We start from the raw sequence: 16,837 nt of genomic DNA, 5'->3' as shown, positions 1-16,837 counted from the left end.
GACGACGCCCGCCCACTGACGACGCCCGCCTGCCGACGACGTCCCCGCCCACCGGCGACGTCCGGCTCCCCGCCGCCCCGCGAGGCGGTCGGCGGATGAGGTCAGCGGGTGGCGTCGCGTACCACGTCGGGGTAGTTGGAGATGATGCCGTCCACGCCGTAGGCGTGGACCTTCGCCGCGTCCGCCGCGCTGTCGACCGTCCAGGTGTTCACCCGCAGCCGCTTGCCGTGGGGGCCCTTGAGCCGCTGCACGGCCGCCACGTAGTCGGCGCCGATCGTCGTGTACGAGGGGTTGATCTGGTCGGTGAACGCCGCGTAGGAGGGGAGGTCGGTCACCTCGGGCGTGCCCAGGAAGCCGGTGGTGACATCGGGGCGCAAGGCGTGCACCTCCTTGATGCTGTCGGCGCCGAAGCTCTGTATGACCAGCCGGTTCCGTACGTGCGAGGGGCCCAGCCACCCCTCCTTGCGCAGCACGCGCAGGATGTCCCGCTCGATGCCGGGGTAGCTGGCCGGGCTCTTGATCTCCAGGAGCAGCTTCTGCCGGTTGCGGTCCAGGCGGTGCAGGAACTGGGTGAGCGTCGGCACCCGGGTCTCCGCGAACCGCTCCTCGAACCAGCTGCCCGCGTCCAGCTGAGCGATCTCGGCGGCGGTGAAGTCCTTGACCGCCCACGGCGCGCGGTCGGGGAAGACCTCCTCGACGTCCGTCGTGCGCTTCAGGTCGGTGTCGTGCACCACCACCAGCACGCCGTCCTTGGTGCGCTGGACATCGTTCTCCACCCAGTCGATGCCGAGCGCCTTCGCCGCGTCGACGGCGGCGAGCGTATTCTCCGGCGCGTAGCCGGAGGCGCCCCGGTGGGCCAGGACGACGGGGCTCGCCGGCCGCTCCGGGGTCCGGGCATCCGCCGTCCGCGGCTGGGCGCCGGGCAGCAGGGCGCCGGCGCCGAACACGGTCGCGGCGGCCGTGCCGAGCACGACGGCAGCTGCGGCCAGGGCGGTTGTGGTGCGGACGGACACGTCGACTCCTCGTACCGGGTGGGGGCCACAACAAGCGTGGCGGTGGCCTGCCAACGCAGGGTACGGCGGTGGTGACCGCAGCGTGAACGTCAGAGGTATCGCAACTATAGAATGCTTGTCCTAATATCTGTCTGCCGAGTCCGTCCCCTGGGGACCCTCTCGAAATCGGGCCTTCAGGAAGGGTGTGCCAGCGTGCGGGGAACGGTCGACGGATTCACCCATGGACCGGTGATCCTGGCCCTGGCCTTCCTCGTGGCCTGTCTGGGGGCCGCCGTGGGCCTCCGCTGCGCCATCAGGCCACCCCGTACGGCACGTGCGGGGCATCCCCCGGCGGCAGGCAAGGGGCGCCCCTCCGGCACCGTCAGGCTGCTGTTCGGCGCACTCTCCGTGGGCTTCGGCATCTGGATCATGCACCACGTGGCCATCACGGGCTTCACCGTCGTGGAGGCGCCCCTCTCCCGCGACCGGCCCCATGTGCTCATCGGCCTGGTCGTGGTCGTCGTGATGGCCGGCGTCGGCCTCTTCGTCGTCGGCTACCGGGGCGCCACCCGCATGGCGCTGATCACGGGCGGCGCCCTCACCGGCCTCGGTATCGCCTCCACGCACTATCTGGGAATGGCGGGAATCCGCTTCCAGGGGCACTTCACGTACGAGACGCCCCTCGTCGTCCTCTCGGTCCTGATCGCCGCCACCGCCGCCACCGCCGCCCTCCGGGCCGCGCTCTCCACCCGCACCCTCCTCTCCGGCCTGGGCGCGGGCGCCATGATGGCCCTCGCCGTGACCGGGATGCACTACACCGGCATGGCCGCGCTGGGTGTACAGCTGCAGCCCGGTGCGCCCGCAGTCGTCTCCGCCGACCCGCCGGCGGACTGACCGCCTCCGCCGCCCGCGAAGGGGCACCGGACGGCCCGCGTGGCGCTGGCGGAGGGCCTGCGTGGCGCGGATCCGAGGCCGTTGTCAGTGGGGGGCCGTACGGTGGTTGCATGCGGCCCGTTTCCAAGATCGAACGTTCGGTGGCGCCCTTCGAGGTCGTCAGTCCCTACCAGCCCAGCGGCGACCAGCCGGCGGCCATCGCCGAGCTGGACCGGCGTATCCGCGCAGGTGAGAAGGATGTGGTCCTGCTCGGCGCGACCGGCACCGGCAAGTCGGCGACCACCGCCTGGATGATCGAGAAGCTGCAGCGCCCCACCCTGGTCATGGCGCCGAACAAGACGCTCGCCGCCCAGCTGGCCAACGAGTTCCGCGAGCTCCTGCCGAACAACGCGGTGGAGTACTTCGTCTCGTACTACGACTACTACCAGCCCGAGGCGTACGTCCCGCAGTCGGACACCTACATCGAGAAGGACTCCTCCATCAACGAGGAGGTCGAGCGGCTGCGCCACTCCGCCACGAACTCGCTGCTCACCCGGCGCGATGTCGTCGTGGTCGCCTCCGTCTCCTGCATCTACGGCCTCGGCACGCCCCAGGAGTACGTGGACCGGATGGTCCAGCTCAAGGTCGGCGAGGAGATCGACCGCGACCAGCTGCTGCGCCGCTTCGTCGAGATGCAGTACGCGCGCAACGACCTCGCCTTCACCCGCGGCACCTTCCGGGTCCGGGGCGACACCATCGAGATCTTTCCGGTCTACGAGGAGCTGGCCGTCCGCATCGAGATGTTCGGGGACGAGATCGAGGCCCTCTCCACCCTCCACCCGCTCACCGGCGAGGTCATCAGCGAGGACCCCGTGGTCCACGTCTTCCCCGCCAGCCACTACGTCGCGGGTCCCGAGAGGCTGGAGCGGGCCGTCCGGGGCATCGAGCAGGAGCTGGAGGAGCGGCTGGCCGAGCTGGAGAAGCAGGGCAAGATGCTGGAGGCCCAGCGCCTCCGGATGCGGACGACGTACGACATCGAGATGCTCCGCCAGATCGGCAGCTGCTCCGGCGTCGAGAACTACTCGATGCACTTCGACGAGCGGGCCCCCGGCACCGCCCCCAACACCCTCCTCGACTACTTCCCCGAGGACTTCCTGCTCGTCCTCGACGAGTCGCACGTCACCGTGCCGCAGATCGGCGCGATGTACGAGGGCGACGCCTCCCGCAAGCGGACCCTCGTCGACCACGGCTTCCGGCTGCCGTCCGCCATGGACAACCGCCCCCTGAAGTGGGAGGAGTTCCTGAAGCGGATCGACCAGACCGTCTATCTCTCCGCCACCCCGGGGAAGTACGAGCTGTCGCGGGGCGACGGGTTCGTCGAGCAGATCATCCGCCCCACCGGCCTGGTCGACCCCGAGATCGTCGTCAAGCCCACCGAGGGGCAGATCGACGACCTGGTGCACGAGATCCGCACCCGCACCGAGCGCGACGAGCGGGTCCTGGTCACCACCCTCACCAAGAAGATGGCCGAGGACCTGACCGACTACTTCCTGGAGCTCGGCATCCAGGTCCGCTATCTCCACAGCGACGTCGACACGCTGCGCCGCATCGAGCTGCTGCGCGAGCTGCGCTCCGGCGAGTACGACGTCCTGGTCGGCATCAACCTCCTCCGCGAGGGGCTCGACCTCCCCGAGGTCTCCCTCGTGGCCATCCTCGACGCCGACAAACAGGGCTTCCTGCGCTCCGGCACCTCGCTCATCCAGACCATCGGCCGCGCCGCGCGCAACGTCTCCGGCCAGGTCCATATGTACGCGGACAAGGTCACCCCGGCGATGGCGCAGGCCATCGACGAGACCAACCGCCGCCGCGAGAAGCAGATCGCCTACAACACCGAGCGCGGCATCGACCCGCAGCCGCTGCGCAAGAAGATCAACGACATCGTCGCGACCATCGCCCGCGAGGAGATCGACACCGAGCAGCTCCTCGGTACCGGTTACCGCCAGGGCAAGGAGCCGAAGACCCCGGTCCCGGCGCTCTCCACCCAGACGGCCAAGGGCGGCGGCAAGGCGGGCGCCAAGGGCAAGGGCAAGGGTGCCTCCGCCGGCGCGGTGGTCGGCGACCGTCCCGCGGCCGAACTGGCCGGGATCATCGAGGAGATGACCGACCGGATGCGGGCCGCCGCCGCCGACCTCCAGTTCGAGGTGGCTGCCCGGCTCCGCGACGAGGTGGGCGAACTGAAGAAGGAGCTGCGCCAGATGAAGGAGGCGGGCCTCGCCTGAGGCCCGGCCCTCCGGGCACGCCACCGGACGGCCCTCCCGGGCCACCGGACGGCCCTCCCGGGGGCGAGGCGACCGCCGCGCGCCCGTGGACCGCCCGGTGTGTTGCAAGACCGACACAAAAACGGACCGAACCTGCTGCCGCGCCGGGGGGACTGCGTAGGGTGCGGGGAAACCGCACACGGACGGTTGCGGGGCAATGCGGAGAGGGGACAGCGCGTGACGGTCAATATGACCAAGGGTCAGGCCATCAGCCTGCAGAAGAGCGACGGGGGGACCCTGACCGCGGTACGGATGGGGCTCGGCTGGCAGGCGGCTCCGCGCCGCGGTCTGTTCGGCTCGCGCACCCGGGAGATCGACCTGGACGCCTCGGCGGTGCTCTTCGCCGACAAGCAGCCGGTCGATGTCGTCTTCTTCCGCCACCTGGTCAGCGACGACGGCTCGGTCAAGCACACCGGCGACAACCTGGTCGGCGGCGCCGGCTCCGGCGGCGACGACGAGGCGATCCTCGTCGACCTCCAGCGCGTCCCGGTCCACATCGACCAGATCGTCTTCACGGTGAACTCCTTCACCGGACAGACGTTCCAGGAGGTCCAGAACGCCTTCTGCCGCATCGTCGACGAGACCAACGGCCAGGAGCTGGCCCGGTACACCCTGGACGGCGGCGGCCAGTACACCGCCCAGATCATGGCCAAGGTCCACCGCGCGGGCGGCGGATGGCAGATGACCGCGCTCGGGAACCCGGCCAACGGCCGCACGTTCCAGGACCTGATGCCGTCCATCCTTCCGCACCTGTAGGCGCAGCGGACCGAACAGACCGGCGCCGGAACGCGCAGCTCCCGGAGGCACCCGCCTCCGGGAGCTGCACCGCTCGGTGCCCGGCGCACCACACATCGTCGAGGGGGACAGCGCAATGACGGCCGAGCTGGTCCGGGGGCAGAACCACACCTTGTCCCGGACCCGTCTGGAGATCCGGATCTCGGCGGGCTCACCCGTCGTGGCCGGCGCCACCCTCGCCGACGAGAGCGGCACGGTACGCGGCGCCGAGTGGGTCGCCCACCCCGGCGCGCACCGGCTCCCCGGCCTGGAGGTCTCCCGGCAGGCCGCGGCCGGCCACCGCCTCGCCGTCGACCTGGAGGCCCTGCCCGAGGCGGTGCACCGGGTCACCGTGCTGCTCGCCCTCCCGGTGGGCACCGGAGGGCCGGCCAGGTTCGGCGCCACCGCCGCGCCCTTCGCCGCCGTCACCGGACTCGACGGCACCGAGATCGCCACCTTCACACTGACCGGCCTGGACGCCGAGACCGCCGTCAACGTCCTGGAGCTGTACCGCCGTCAGGGCGCCTGGAAGGTCCGCGCCGTCGGTCAGGGGTACGCGACGGGGCTGGCCGGGATGCTCACCGACCAGGGCCTGTCCGGCGCGTCCGAGGTGGCCGCCGCCATCCAGGAGGCGGTCGTCCACTCCCTGGCCCGCTCGGTCGCCCCGCCACCGCCACGCACCGCCGAGGCCGACCGGGTACGGCAGACGTCGGGCCCGCACGCGCCGCCCCCGGCCTCATCCGCCCCCACGACGCCGTCCGGCCCCGGCCCCGGTACGAGCCCCGGCCCCGGTACGGCCCCCGGCCACGGCGCGGCCCCCGTCCCCGGCGCGGAACCTGTGACGGATCCCGCCACACCCACCGCGGGCGCTCCCACCCCGGGCACCCCCACCGCACCACCCGGCTCAGGCACGCCCGCCCCAGGCGTCCCCGCCCCTGCCACCGCGGGCACCACGGCCCCCCACGCCCCCGCCGGCCCCATCAGCTACGCGCACCCCCGCCGCCCCGGTCCGCCGCCCGCCCCGCCGGTGCCGCCGCCCACCCCGGCGCCCGCGCAGCCCGGGCAGGCGCCGCAGCCGGTGGCCGGGGACGCCACCGGCTGGTCCATGGACGAGCGGCTCTACAACCAGATCTGGGGCATGTTCGAGGACCTGTCCCGCGCCGTCGCCGCCTACCGCAGCGCCGTGGACTTCGCCGAGTCCCGGATGGGCCAGGAGCTGGACCGAGCCCTCGCCGACCCGCGCAACCGGATCGGCGGCGCGGGCGACCGGGCCCGTGAGGAGGCCCGTGCCAAGCGCGACGAGCTGACGGCCCGGGCCCGGGAGGCCCTGGACCGGGACCTCGGCCAGCTGGCCGCCGAGGCCTCCGTCGTCGAGCCCGCGCTCCCGGCCGCGTACGCCGGGTGGGACAACCCCGTCTGGCACGCCCACCGCATCCCGATGGAGCTGCCGATGGCCCTGCGCCTGGGCGACCTCCATCTGCCCGAGCGCGCCGACCTGCGCATCCCGCTGCTGGTCCGGCTGCCGCTGGAGCGGGGGATGTGGGTGGACAGCGGGCGTACGGGTTCCGAGGCCGCCGCGCTCATGGACGGCGACCGGCTCCGCCGCCAGGCGATGGAGACCGCGGTCCTGCACGCGGCCCGGCTGCTCTCGGTCTATCCGCCCGGTGAGTTCTCGGTGCATGTCATCGACCCGGCGGGCGCGGCGGCGGGCCCGCTCGCGCCGCTGGTCGACGCGGGCGTCCTCGCCGGGCCCCCGGCCGCCGGGGCGCAGGGGGTGGCCTCCGTCCTGGCCCACCTGACCCGCCGGGTGGACCTGGTGCAGATGGCGGTCCGGGCCGGTGCGGCCGACTCGCTCCCGCCCGACCTGGACACCGGCGAGCAGCTCCTGGTCGTCAACGACTTCCCGCACGGCTTCGACGACCGGGCCGTCACCCAGCTCCGCTACCTCGCCGACGAGGGCCCGGCGGTCGGTGTCCATCTGCTGATGGTGGCGGACCGCGAAGATGCGAATGCGTACGGACCGGTGCTGGACCCGCTGTGGCGTTCGCTGCTGCGGATCACCCCGGTCGCGGACAACCACCTCGCGGATCCCTGGGTCGGTCACGCGTGGACCTATGAACCGCCGGTGGTGCCTCCGGGCAGCCGCGTCCTGGAACAGGTCCTCGCGGCGGTCACGACGGCCCGCAGAGCCGCCGGCCGCTGATCTCCCCACACCATCCTGACCTGCATATTTTACTAACTCTTTACTATTTTCTTTACCTTTGCTTGGCGATGCCTGTACTGTTCGGTCCACGGAGGGGAGTACTCCTTACGCGACGTCCCGTCAGTACGGACCGTGACCGGTCCCGGGGCGTCGGCCCGGCGCGCAGCCCATGCCGCCAGGGTGGAAGAGACCTCCGGCAGCGACGACGCTGATCAGTAGCCGTAGCGAACTGCCGGAGGCGCAGTGGACGTTTCATGGACTCTTTGGGCTGTGACCATCATCGGTCTCTCCGCCCTGATCGCCGTCGACTTCTTCATCGGGCGCAAGCCCCATGACGTGTCGACCAAGGAAGCCGGGATCTGGACGATCGTCTGGATCGCGCTGGCCGTGTTCTTCGGCCTCGGCCTGCTGGTGTTCGGCAACGGCCAGGCCTCCGGCGAGTTCTTCGCCGGATTCATCACCGAGAAGTCGCTGAGCGTCGACAACCTCTTCGTCTTCGTCCTGATCATGGCGAAGTTCTCGGTGCCCTCGCACCTCCAGCAGCGGGTGCTGCTCATCGGTGTGCTGATCGCCCTGGTGCTCCGGGCGGTCTTCATCGCGGCCGGTGCCGCCGTGATCGCGAACTTCTCGTGGGTGTTCTACATCTTCGGCGCGTTCCTGATCTACACCGCCTGGAAGCTCATCCAGGAGGCGCGGGCCGGCGAGGAGGAAGAGGAGTTCGAGGAGAATCGTCTCCTCAGGTCGATCGAGAAGCGCTTCGGGGTCGCCGACCAGTACCACGGCACGAAGCTCTTCATCCAGAAGCACGGCAAGCGCGTCATGACCCCGCTGATGGTGGTCATGCTCGCCATCGGCACCACCGACGTCCTGTTCGCGCTGGACTCGATCCCGGCGATCTTCGGCCTGACCCAGGACCCGTACATCGTCTTCACGGCCAACGCGTTCGCGCTGATGGGCCTGCGCCAGCTGTACTTCCTCATCGGCGGTCTGCTGAAGAAGCTGGTCCACCTCAGCTACGGCCTGTCGGTGATCCTCGGCTTCATCGGCGTCAAGCTGGTGCTGCACGCCCTGCACGAGTCCGGGGTGCACGTGCCCGAGATCTCCATCCCGTTCTCCCTCACCGTCATCTGCGGCGTCCTGGTGGTCACCACGATCACCAGCCTGATCGCCAACAAGAAGCAGGAGGCGGCCGAGGCCGAGGCGGCGGCCAAGGCGAAGAGCGCCGACGCGACCGACGAGCAGCCGGAGAGCGTCAGCAGCTGACCCCGGGCCGCCCGCGGCGGCACAGGGACCTCACCGGCAGCGGCCGGGGCTGGAACGGCGCAGGCCGTCCGCCCCGGCCGCTGTGCGTGCGCGCCGTCGGAGGCCTGTCGTCGGAGATCCGCGAGGAACGCACGGACAACGGTGGCGTCGGGTCCGACGCGGACCGCAGTACGGGGATTCCGTCGGCTACCAGCCGCGCGCCCGCCACTCCGGCAGGTGCGGACGCTCGTCGCCGAGGGTCGTGTCGTCGCCGTGGCCCGGGTAGACCCAGGTCTCGTCCGGCAGGCGCTCGAACAGCTTGGTCTCGACGTCGTGCAGCAGGCTCGCGAACGCCTCGGGGTCCTCGTGCGTGTTGCCGACCCCGCCGGGGAAGAGGCAGTCCCCGGTGAACAGGTGCGGGGCCCCGTGCGGGTCGTCGTAGACCAGCGCGATGGAGCCGGGCGTGTGGCCGACCAGGTGGCGGGCGGTCAGCTCGACCCGGCCCACCGTGATCGTTTCCCCGTCCTCCACGGGCACGTCCGTGGCGACGGGGATGCCCTCGGCGTCGTACCGGCCGGCGTACGTCCGGGCCCCGGTGGCCGCCACCACCTCGGCCAGCGCCTGCCAGTGGTCGCCGTGCCGGTGGGTGGTGACGACGGAGGCGATGGAGTCGTCACCGATCAGCGCCAGCAGGGTGGCGGGCTCGGCCGCCGCGTCGATCAGGAGCTGCTCGCCGGTGGCCCGGCAGCGCAGCAGATAGGCGTTGTTGTTCATCGCGCCGACGGCGACCTTGGAGATCATCAGATCCGTCAGTTCGTGCACGCTCGCCGGTCCGCCGACCTTCACCGCTCCGCTGTACGTCATACGGCTCACCCTAATCCGTGTGACGTACGGCGGGGACGGAGTCCGGACAGCCGCTACAGCGGAGGCAGCGCCGGCAGCGGGCCTCCGCCGACGGCCAGGGCGGAGCCGTCACGCCGGCCGGCCAGCCAGCCCAGGAGATCGGCCGCCGTGCCCCGTACCGACACGGCCGGGCCCTCCGCACCGCCGCCCGTGGTCCAGGTCCGGCCGTCCTCGGCGGTCACCGTGGTGGCGGGGACGTCCGGGTGCCCGCTGAAGCGGTCGGTGAGGAAGACGATCTCCCGCCCGGTGAAGTCCGCCGACAGGTCCTCCAGCTCGTATCCGGCGTCCAGGTCGACGTGGTGGATCTCCACCTCGATCAGCCGGCGGAAGGGGACCCGGGACGCGGAATCCGTCACACCGTTGCGCAGAGTGACCGTACGGGACCAGTCGGCCGGTTCGGCGGCCACCGCCTGGAAGCCGTCCGCGCTCGCCCGGAGGTCGGCCAGCTGCTCGGCCGGGGAGCGGGTGGCTCCGGAGGCGATGTCGGCGTCCCGCATTTCGCTGCTCGCGTACATCGGCAGCCCCCGGAGAACATTTCCGAGCGCGTCGGCGTTACGTGACAGGTGGGCCAGAACATGGCCCCGGCTCCATCCGGGCAGCCGCGACGGCTCGGCGAGGGCGGCCTCGTCCCATTGACCCACTTCACCGAGCAGCCGATCGGTCGCCTCGCGTACAGCTCCCAGGTCATGCGCATGATCCATCATGCGGCCGAGCCTAGCTCCGCCACTCGTTCGGGTGAAGGTGCCTCAGGGCGACCGTAAATCGAATGTGCGTGCTATACGCTCGGAGGAGACAAAGCTTCCCCACCGCTGTGGCGCCCCCCATACCCTGGACCGGGGGCTCAGTTCCCCCGTCTCTCTCCAGAAAGGTGCGGACCGGCGTGGCCGACCGTCTCATCGTCCGTGGCGCGCGCGAGCACAACCTGAAGAACGTCTCGCTCGATCTCCCCCGTGACTCCCTCATCGTCTTCACCGGGCTCTCCGGGTCGGGCAAGTCGTCCCTCGCGTTCGACACGATCTTCGCCGAGGGCCAGCGGCGCTACGTGGAGTCCCTCTCCTCGTACGCCCGGCAGTTCCTCGGCCAGATGGACAAGCCGGACGTCGATTTCATCGAGGGTCTCTCCCCGGCCGTCTCCATCGACCAGAAGTCGACCTCGCGCAACCCGCGCTCGACGGTCGGCACCATCACGGAGGTCTACGACTACCTCCGCCTGCTCTTCGCCCGGATCGGCAAGCCGCACTGCCCCGAGTGCGGCCGCCCCATCGCCCGCCAGTCGCCGCAGGCCATCGTGGACAAGGTCCTCGGCCTGCCCGAGGGCAGCCGCTTCCAGGTCCTCTCGCCGCTCGTCCGCGAGCGCAAGGGCGAGTTCGTCGACCTCTTCGCCGACCTCCAGACCAAGGGGTACAGCCGCGCCCGGGTCGACGGCACCACCATCCAGCTCTCCGAGCCGCCCACGCTCAAGAAGCAGGAGAAGCACACCATCGAGGTGGTCGTCGACCGCCTCACCGTCAAGGACAGCGCCAAGCGCCGCCTCACCGACTCGGTGGAGACCGCGCTCGGCCTCTCCGGCGGCATGGTCGTCCTCGACTTCGTCGACCTCCCCGAGGACGACCCCGAGCGCGAGCGGATGTATTCGGAGCACCTCTACTGCGCCTACGACGACCTCTCCTTCGAGGAGCTGGAGCCGCGCTCCTTCTCCTTCAACTCGCCCTTCGGCGCCTGCCCCGACTGCACGGGCATCGGTACGCGGATGGAGGTCGACCCGGAGCTGATCGTCCCGGACGAGGAGAAGTCGCTGGACGAAGGGGCGATCCACCCCTGGTCCCACGGCCACACCAAGGAGTACTTCGGCCGGCTGATCGGCGCCCTCGCCAAGGCCCTCGGCTTCCGCACGGACATCCCCTGGGCCGGACTGCCGCAGCGCGCCAAGAAGGCCCTGCTGTACGGCCACAAGATCCAGACCGAGGTCCGCTACCGCAACCGGTACGGGCGCGAGCGCGCCTACACCACGCCCGCCTTCGAGGGCGCGGTCCAGTTCGTCAAGCGGCGCCACACCGAGGCCGAAAGCGACTCCAGCCGCGAGCGCTTCGAGGGCTACATGCGCGAGGTGCCCTGCCCCACCTGTGAGGGCTCCCGGCTCAAGCCGATCGTCCTCGCGGTGACGGTCATGGAGAAGTCCATCGCCGAGGTCTCCGCGATGTCGATCAGCGAGTGCGCCGAGTTCCTCGGCCGCCTCAAGCTGAACGCCCGCGACAAGAAGATCGCCGAGCGGGTGCTCAAGGAGGTCAACGAGCGGCTGAAGTTCCTGGTCGACGTCGGCCTGGACTACCTCTCGCTCAACCGCGCGGCCGGCACCCTCTCCGGCGGCGAGGCCCAGCGCATCCGGCTCGCCACCCAGATCGGCTCCGGCCTGGTCGGCGTGCTGTACGTCCTGGACGAGCCGTCCATCGGCCTCCACCAGCGCGACAACCACCGGCTGATCGAGACCCTGGTCCGCCTCCGCGACATGGGCAACACGCTCATCGTCGTCGAGCACGACGAGGACACCATCAAGGTGGCCGACTGGGTCGTCGACATCGGCCCCGGCGCCGGTGAGCACGGCGGCAAGGTCGTCCACTCCGGATCGCTCAAGGAGCTGCTCTCCAACAAGGAGTCGGTCACCGGCCAGTATCTGTCCGGCAAGCGGTCCATCCCGACCCCGGACGTCCGCCGCCCGGTCGACCCCGAGCGCAGCCTCACGGTCTACGGCGCCCGCGAGAACAACCTGCACGACATCGACGTCTCCTTCCCGCTCGGCGTGCTCACCGCCGTCACCGGAGTCTCCGGCTCCGGGAAGTCGACCCTGGTCAACGACATCCTCTACACCCACCTGGCCCGCGAGCTGAACGGCGCCAAGTCGGTTCCCGGGCGCCACACCCGGGTCGACGGCGACGACCTGGTCGACAAGGTGGTCCACGTCGACCAGTCCCCGATCGGCCGGACCCCCCGGTCCAACCCGGCGACGTACACCGGGGTCTTCGACCACGTCCGCAAGCTCTTCGCGGAGACGATGGAGGCGAAGGTGCGCGGCTATCTGCCGGGCCGCTTCTCCTTCAACGTCAAGGGCGGCCGCTGCGAGAACTGCTCCGGCGACGGCACGATCAAGATCGAGATGAACTTCCTGCCCGACGTGTACGTCCCGTGCGAGGTCTGCCACGGTGCGCGCTACAACCGGGAGACCCTGGAGGTGCACTACAAGGGCAAGTCCATCGCCGAGGTGCTGGACATGCCGATCGAGGAGGGTCTGGAGTTCTTCGAGGCCGTCCCGGCCATCGCCCGCCACCTCCGCACGCTCAACGACGTGGGTCTGGGGTACGTCCGGCTCGGCCAGTCCGCGCCGACGCTCTCCGGCGGTGAGGCGCAGCGCGTCAAGCTGGCGAGCGAGCTGCAGAAGCGCTCCACCGGCCGCACGGTCTACGTCCTGGACGAGCCGACCACCGGTCTCCACTTCGAGGACATCAGCAAGCTGATCACCGTCCTCTCCGGCCTGGTCGACAAGGGCAACTCGGTGATCGTCATCGAGCACAACCTGGACGTCATCAAGACCGCCGACTGGGTCATCGACATGGGCCCCGAAGGCGGGAACGGCGGCGGCATGGTCGTGGCCGAGGGCACGCCGGAGCAGGTCGCCTCGGTCCCCGCCAGCCACACCGGGAAGTTCCTCCAGGGGATCCTGGACGCGGACCGGATCAGCGAGGCCGCGGTGCCGTCGGGGCGTGGCGCGGCCCGTAGGACCGCCGCCCGGAAGACCACCGCGGCGAAGAAGACGGCGGCGCCGAAGAAGGCCGCCACCGCCGCCACCGCCACCAAGAAGGCCGCGGCGACCAAGGCCACCGCGAAGAAGGCGACGCGCCCCCGCAAGGCGTGAGCCGGTGACGGTGGCCCCTCCCGCCCAGGAAGGGGCCACCGTCGTCTTCGAGCGGCGGTCCGGCGGTGACCGGGCCCGGCCGCAGGCCGTCCGTTCCCCGCCGGTATCGTCGGTTCCGTCACCGGCGGGGAACGGGCGGCCACGGCTCTCGTCCGTCGCCTCCCTGCCCGGCCGGAGACACCCGCACCACCCGCACCCTCCCGCCCCACCCCGAACAACGATCCGTGGAGTCCGCATGCCCGGCCTGCCCGCCGCCCGTCGTACCGTGCTGAAGGGCGCCGCGCTCGCCGGTGCCGCCGGGCTGGGGGCCGCCGCCTGCTCGACCGAGTCCAAGCTCGGTCACGCCAAGGAGCCCACGCCCACCGCCCCCGTCGCGCTCGGTGCGGCCTCCGAGGTGCCCGTCGGCGGTGCCAAGCTCTACCGCGAACAGCGGCTCGTCGTCAGCTGCCCGGCCAAGGGCGAGTACAAGGCGTTCAGCGCCCAGTGCACCCACGGCGGCTGCGTCCTGACCAAGATCGAGGGCACCGAGGGCCACTGCGCCTGCCACGGCAGCCGGTTCGACGCGACCACCGGCGAGGTCCTCCAGGGCCCGGCCACCGTGCCGCTGCCCGCCGTCCCGGTCACGGCCGAGGGCGGACAGCTCGTCGCGGGCCCGGACGCCTGACACCTCACGGCCCGGCAGCCCCGGCCGACGGCTGAGCCCCCGCCCGGCCCGCACGTCCGGGCCTCCCGCTGGGCTCTGACACCTCACGCCCGGCCCGCACATCCGAGGCCGCCTCCGTACGGCTCACGGTCCGGCGGCCCGGCCTCGCCGCACGCGGCGGGGCGACCCCGCGGACGGGGCCCCGCCCGGCGGCCGTCAGTCCCAGTCCCAGTCGATGCCGACGAGCCCCCGCCGTACGTCCTCCTCGACCACGTGCACGGTGCGGTGGAGACCCGTCAGCGTGAGGTCCCGGCGGGCCGCGCGGGCCGCCCCCGCCGAGGACTGCTCGAACCGGCGGCACCGCACCGGCAGCGCGGCCTCGTCGAAGCCGACCTGGAGCACGTACTGCCCACCGCCGAAGGTGAAGCCCCGTACGTACTCGTCGCTGGGCCCTCCCGTACCGTCCTCGAAGCCGTAGCCGAAGAGGTACGTCTCGCCCGACCGCAGCCGGGTGTCGAAGAGCAGCTCCGCCACCAGCACCCCCGCCCCCGCGTCCCAGCGCACCCGCCCGGTCCGGCAGTTCTCCCCGGCCCGCACCGCGATCCGCGACGGGTCGCACCCCGGATCCCCGCGGTGGACGGCCAGATAGCGGTCGACGCCGTCCCGGTGGGCGCGTACGAGATGGAGCGAGGTGCGGCCCGCCAGCTCCCGCCGGGCCCCGATCCGCACCCGCTCCTGGTGGTCCACCGTGTGCAGCCCGCCGTCCACCGGTGACTCCATCGCCGCCAGCAGCCGTTCCACCGCGCCGGAGGACTCCAGCAGCGAGCGGTACGGGCGGGCCGCCGGACGCTCCGCCTCCGCGCCCGGCCCACCGTCCCGCAGCAGCCGCAGCAGCGAGTCGTCCGGCAGCGCCAGCACCTCCTCCAGCGCGCGCACGGCCCGCAGGGACTCCGGGCGGCGGGGCCGGCGTACGCCCTGCTGCCAGTAACTCAGGCTGGTCACCCCGAGCTTGACGCCCCGGTGGGCCAGATGGTGCTGCACCCGGTGGAGGGGGAGCCCGCGCACCGAGAGGGCGGTGCGCAGGGCCAGATGGAAGGGGCCGGTGTGCAGGATGCGGGCCAGTTCTCTCTCGGTCTGCCGCACAGGGCGCCTCCGGTGAACGTTCACGTGGGGGAGAGGGGACACCGCCCCCGGGCGATGCGGGGGAGCAGGTGACAGGGCTGCGCCGTTCACACGGGCGTCGCGCCGTTCACACCGTGATGTCACTCCGTATTGAAGCGTGTTGACCTGTTCCGGACAACGATCGATCCTTCTCATCAGCGTCCGGACGCGCTCCTCCGATCCCCGCCCCCCGCATTGGGAGGAACGCCATGCGCAACCCGAGAATCCGGCCCCGAAGGCTCTCGTTCACCGCCCTCCTGGCCGCCGCCCTCCTCGCCGTCCCCGCGGCCACCGCCACGGCCGCAGAGCCCGCCGCCCGGGACGGCGGGGCCTCCGTCGCCGCCGCCCAGCGCCTCGACATCACCATGCAGGCCCAGCAGAAGAGCAACTGGTGCTGGGCGGCCGGCGGCAACACCATCGCCGCCTGGTTCGGCCGCAGCTACTCCCAGAACCAGTTCTGCAACGCCGCCTTCAACCGGAACCAGAACACCGAGTGCCCCAACTCGCAGGCCACCCTCGGCAACGTCCAGACCGGACTCTCCTGGACCGGCGTCCGGCCCGGCAGCTACGTCACCGGCTGGCTGCGCTACGCGACCGTGCAGAGCGAGATCAACGCCCGGCGGCCCATCGAGACCCGCATCCAGTGGTCGTCCGGCGGCGGGCACATGCACGTCGTCTACGGGTACGACGACGCCAACAGCTGGGTCTACTGGGGCGACCCGTGGCCCTCCAGCGACCGCTACAACTGGGCCTCCCACTCCTGGTACGTGAACAACAACCAGTTCTCCTGGACCCACTCGCTCTACCGGATCGGGGCGTGAGGACATGACCGCGACCACCCGGCGCCTCGCCGTCGCCACCGCACTCGCCGCCACCGCCCTGCTCGCCGCCGCACCCGTGGCCTCCGCCGACGGACCCCCCGCCCCGCCGAAGCTGACCGCCGCCACGCTCGAAGCGGCCCACGAGGCGGCCTCCGCACCGGCCACCCTGGACACCCTGTCCCGGTTCTTCGCCCGCGAGGGGGCGGTGGCCCGTACGGCCGCCGCACCGCGCATCGAGGCGGGGGCCGTTCCCGTAAGGACCCTCTCGGCCGCGTTCGTCGCCGGGAAGCCGGGCGCCGCGCCGAGCACCCTGGACTACCTCGCCGCCACCGCCGTCTCCTCCGACGGGCAGAAGGCCTCCCTGTGGACCGTCCCCGGGGCCGGCGGGAGCGGGACGTGGCAGGTGGTGAACATCGCCACCGGTGACGACGAGGCCCGCTACACCGCCCAGGGGGCCCGCGCGCTCCCCGGCGGCACGGTCTTCCGCGAACCGCAGATCGACGCCTGGTACGTCCACGACGCCTCCCGGGTCCTGCCGCTGGACCAGGACGCGAGGACGGCCGTGGGGGCCGGTGGGATCACGCTCGACGCCTACCGGGCCCGGGTGAAGGAGGCCTACGGCGACAAGCTGCCCGGCTCCGGCTACGCCAAGTCCGGCAAGGCGGGGGGCTACGGCCCCGAGGCGGCGGGCGCGGACACCGGACGGGCCCCGGCCCCCGGCCCCGGCGTCCAGGAGCCGCAAGCCGCCCTCGGCGACCGGGCCGCGGCTCCCGGCCCCGCGCTCGCCGACGCGGCGGGCACCGGCACTCCGGACACCGCCCTGACCACCGTCTCCACGATGGCCGGGGCCGGGGCCCTGCTCGCCCTGGCCCTCGGCGGCGCCACCGCCGTACGCCACCGGATCCGCACCCGGCGCAGCCCCGCGCCGGACGCCTGAGCGAAGCGCTCCGGGGCCGCCACGGCCCCCCGGCACCCCGGAGCGCACCGGTCACCCGGAGGA

The 16,837-nt window shown here is 71.8% G+C and carries 13 protein-coding genes; 9 read left to right on the top strand and 4 right to left on the bottom strand.

Annotated features, from left to right (window positions below):
• Nucleotides 1-101 precede the first annotated feature (101 nt).
• Nucleotides 102-1,013, bottom strand: a complete 912-nt coding sequence (locus ACQ9ZG_RS06530; RefSeq protein ID WP_499280092.1) for a glycerophosphodiester phosphodiesterase — start codon at nucleotides 1,011-1,013, stop codon at nucleotides 102-104.
• A gap of 192 nt (nucleotides 1,014-1,205) precedes the next feature.
• Here ACQ9ZG_RS06530 and ACQ9ZG_RS06525 point away from each other — a divergent pair, with 192 nt between their 5' ends.
• From ACQ9ZG_RS06525 to ACQ9ZG_RS06505, 5 genes are all read left to right on the top strand, one after another.
• Complete coding sequence (locus tag ACQ9ZG_RS06525) at nucleotides 1,206-1,886, top strand: MHYT domain-containing protein (RefSeq protein WP_084996125.1); 681 nt, start codon at nucleotides 1,206-1,208, stop codon at nucleotides 1,884-1,886.
• A 110-nt stretch (nucleotides 1,887-1,996) separates the two neighbouring features.
• On the top strand, nucleotides 1,997-4,144 hold the full coding sequence (gene uvrB / locus ACQ9ZG_RS06520; RefSeq protein ID WP_028419289.1) for an excinuclease ABC subunit UvrB: 2,148 nt from the start codon (nucleotides 1,997-1,999) through the stop codon (nucleotides 4,142-4,144).
• A 216-nt stretch (nucleotides 4,145-4,360) separates the two neighbouring features.
• Nucleotides 4,361-4,939, top strand: a complete 579-nt coding sequence (locus ACQ9ZG_RS06515; protein WP_026237542.1) for a TerD family protein — start codon at nucleotides 4,361-4,363, stop codon at nucleotides 4,937-4,939.
• Nucleotides 4,940-5,054: 115 nt separating this feature from the next.
• Complete coding sequence (locus ACQ9ZG_RS06510; protein WP_499281576.1) at nucleotides 5,055-7,160, top strand: TerD family protein; 2,106 nt, start codon at nucleotides 5,055-5,057, stop codon at nucleotides 7,158-7,160.
• Between the two features lie 243 nt (nucleotides 7,161-7,403).
• Nucleotides 7,404-8,423, top strand: a complete 1,020-nt coding sequence (locus tag ACQ9ZG_RS06505; protein ID WP_084996128.1) for a TerC family protein — start codon at nucleotides 7,404-7,406, stop codon at nucleotides 8,421-8,423.
• A gap of 186 nt (nucleotides 8,424-8,609) precedes the next feature.
• Here ACQ9ZG_RS06505 and ACQ9ZG_RS06500 read toward each other — a convergent pair whose 3' ends face one another.
• Entirely contained in the window at nucleotides 8,610-9,266 is a 657-nt protein-coding gene (locus tag ACQ9ZG_RS06500; RefSeq protein WP_109915457.1) for an MBL fold metallo-hydrolase, read from the bottom strand.
• 53 nt (nucleotides 9,267-9,319) lie between these two features.
• Nucleotides 9,320-10,009 (bottom strand): maleylpyruvate isomerase family mycothiol-dependent enzyme, encoded by a 690-nt coding sequence (locus ACQ9ZG_RS06495; protein ID WP_109915456.1) that lies wholly within the window; start codon nucleotides 10,007-10,009, stop codon nucleotides 9,320-9,322.
• Between the two features lie 176 nt (nucleotides 10,010-10,185).
• Here ACQ9ZG_RS06495 and uvrA point away from each other — a divergent pair, with 176 nt between their 5' ends.
• Nucleotides 10,186-13,212, top strand: coding sequence for an excinuclease ABC subunit UvrA (gene uvrA, locus ACQ9ZG_RS06490; RefSeq protein WP_109915455.1), 3,027 nt, complete (start codon nucleotides 10,186-10,188; stop codon nucleotides 13,210-13,212).
• A gap of 235 nt (nucleotides 13,213-13,447) precedes the next feature.
• The gene (locus ACQ9ZG_RS06485; RefSeq protein WP_018488106.1) at nucleotides 13,448-13,876 is read left to right on the top strand and encodes a Rieske (2Fe-2S) protein; all 429 of its coding nucleotides are present in this window, start codon (nucleotides 13,448-13,450) and stop codon (nucleotides 13,874-13,876) included.
• 195 nt (nucleotides 13,877-14,071) lie between these two features.
• Here the strand turns inward: ACQ9ZG_RS06485 and ACQ9ZG_RS06480 are convergent, their stop codons facing one another.
• Nucleotides 14,072-14,998 carry a hypothetical protein gene (locus ACQ9ZG_RS06480; RefSeq protein WP_109914549.1) on the bottom strand — a complete coding sequence of 309 codons (927 nt, stop codon included), beginning with the start codon at nucleotides 14,996-14,998 and terminating at the stop codon, nucleotides 14,072-14,074.
• A gap of 227 nt (nucleotides 14,999-15,225) precedes the next feature.
• Between ACQ9ZG_RS06480 and ACQ9ZG_RS06475 the strand changes: the two genes are divergently transcribed.
• Both ACQ9ZG_RS06475 and ACQ9ZG_RS06470 read left to right on the top strand, forming a co-directional pair.
• Nucleotides 15,226-15,837: a papain-like cysteine protease family protein gene (locus ACQ9ZG_RS06475; RefSeq protein WP_084996133.1), complete on the top strand. Its 612-nt coding sequence runs from the start codon at nucleotides 15,226-15,228 to the stop codon at nucleotides 15,835-15,837.
• 4 nt (nucleotides 15,838-15,841) lie between these two features.
• On the top strand, nucleotides 15,842-16,774 hold the full coding sequence (locus ACQ9ZG_RS06470; protein WP_499280090.1) for a hypothetical protein: 933 nt from the start codon (nucleotides 15,842-15,844) through the stop codon (nucleotides 16,772-16,774).
• Nucleotides 16,775-16,837: the final 63 nt, after the last annotated feature.

Origin of the sequence: Streptomyces araujoniae (genome assembly GCF_050871195.1) — a bacterium.
Classification (GTDB): Bacteria; Actinomycetota; Actinomycetes; order Streptomycetales; family Streptomycetaceae; genus Streptomyces; species Streptomyces bacillaris.
This window is presented reverse-complemented; position numbering and strand designations above follow the sequence as displayed.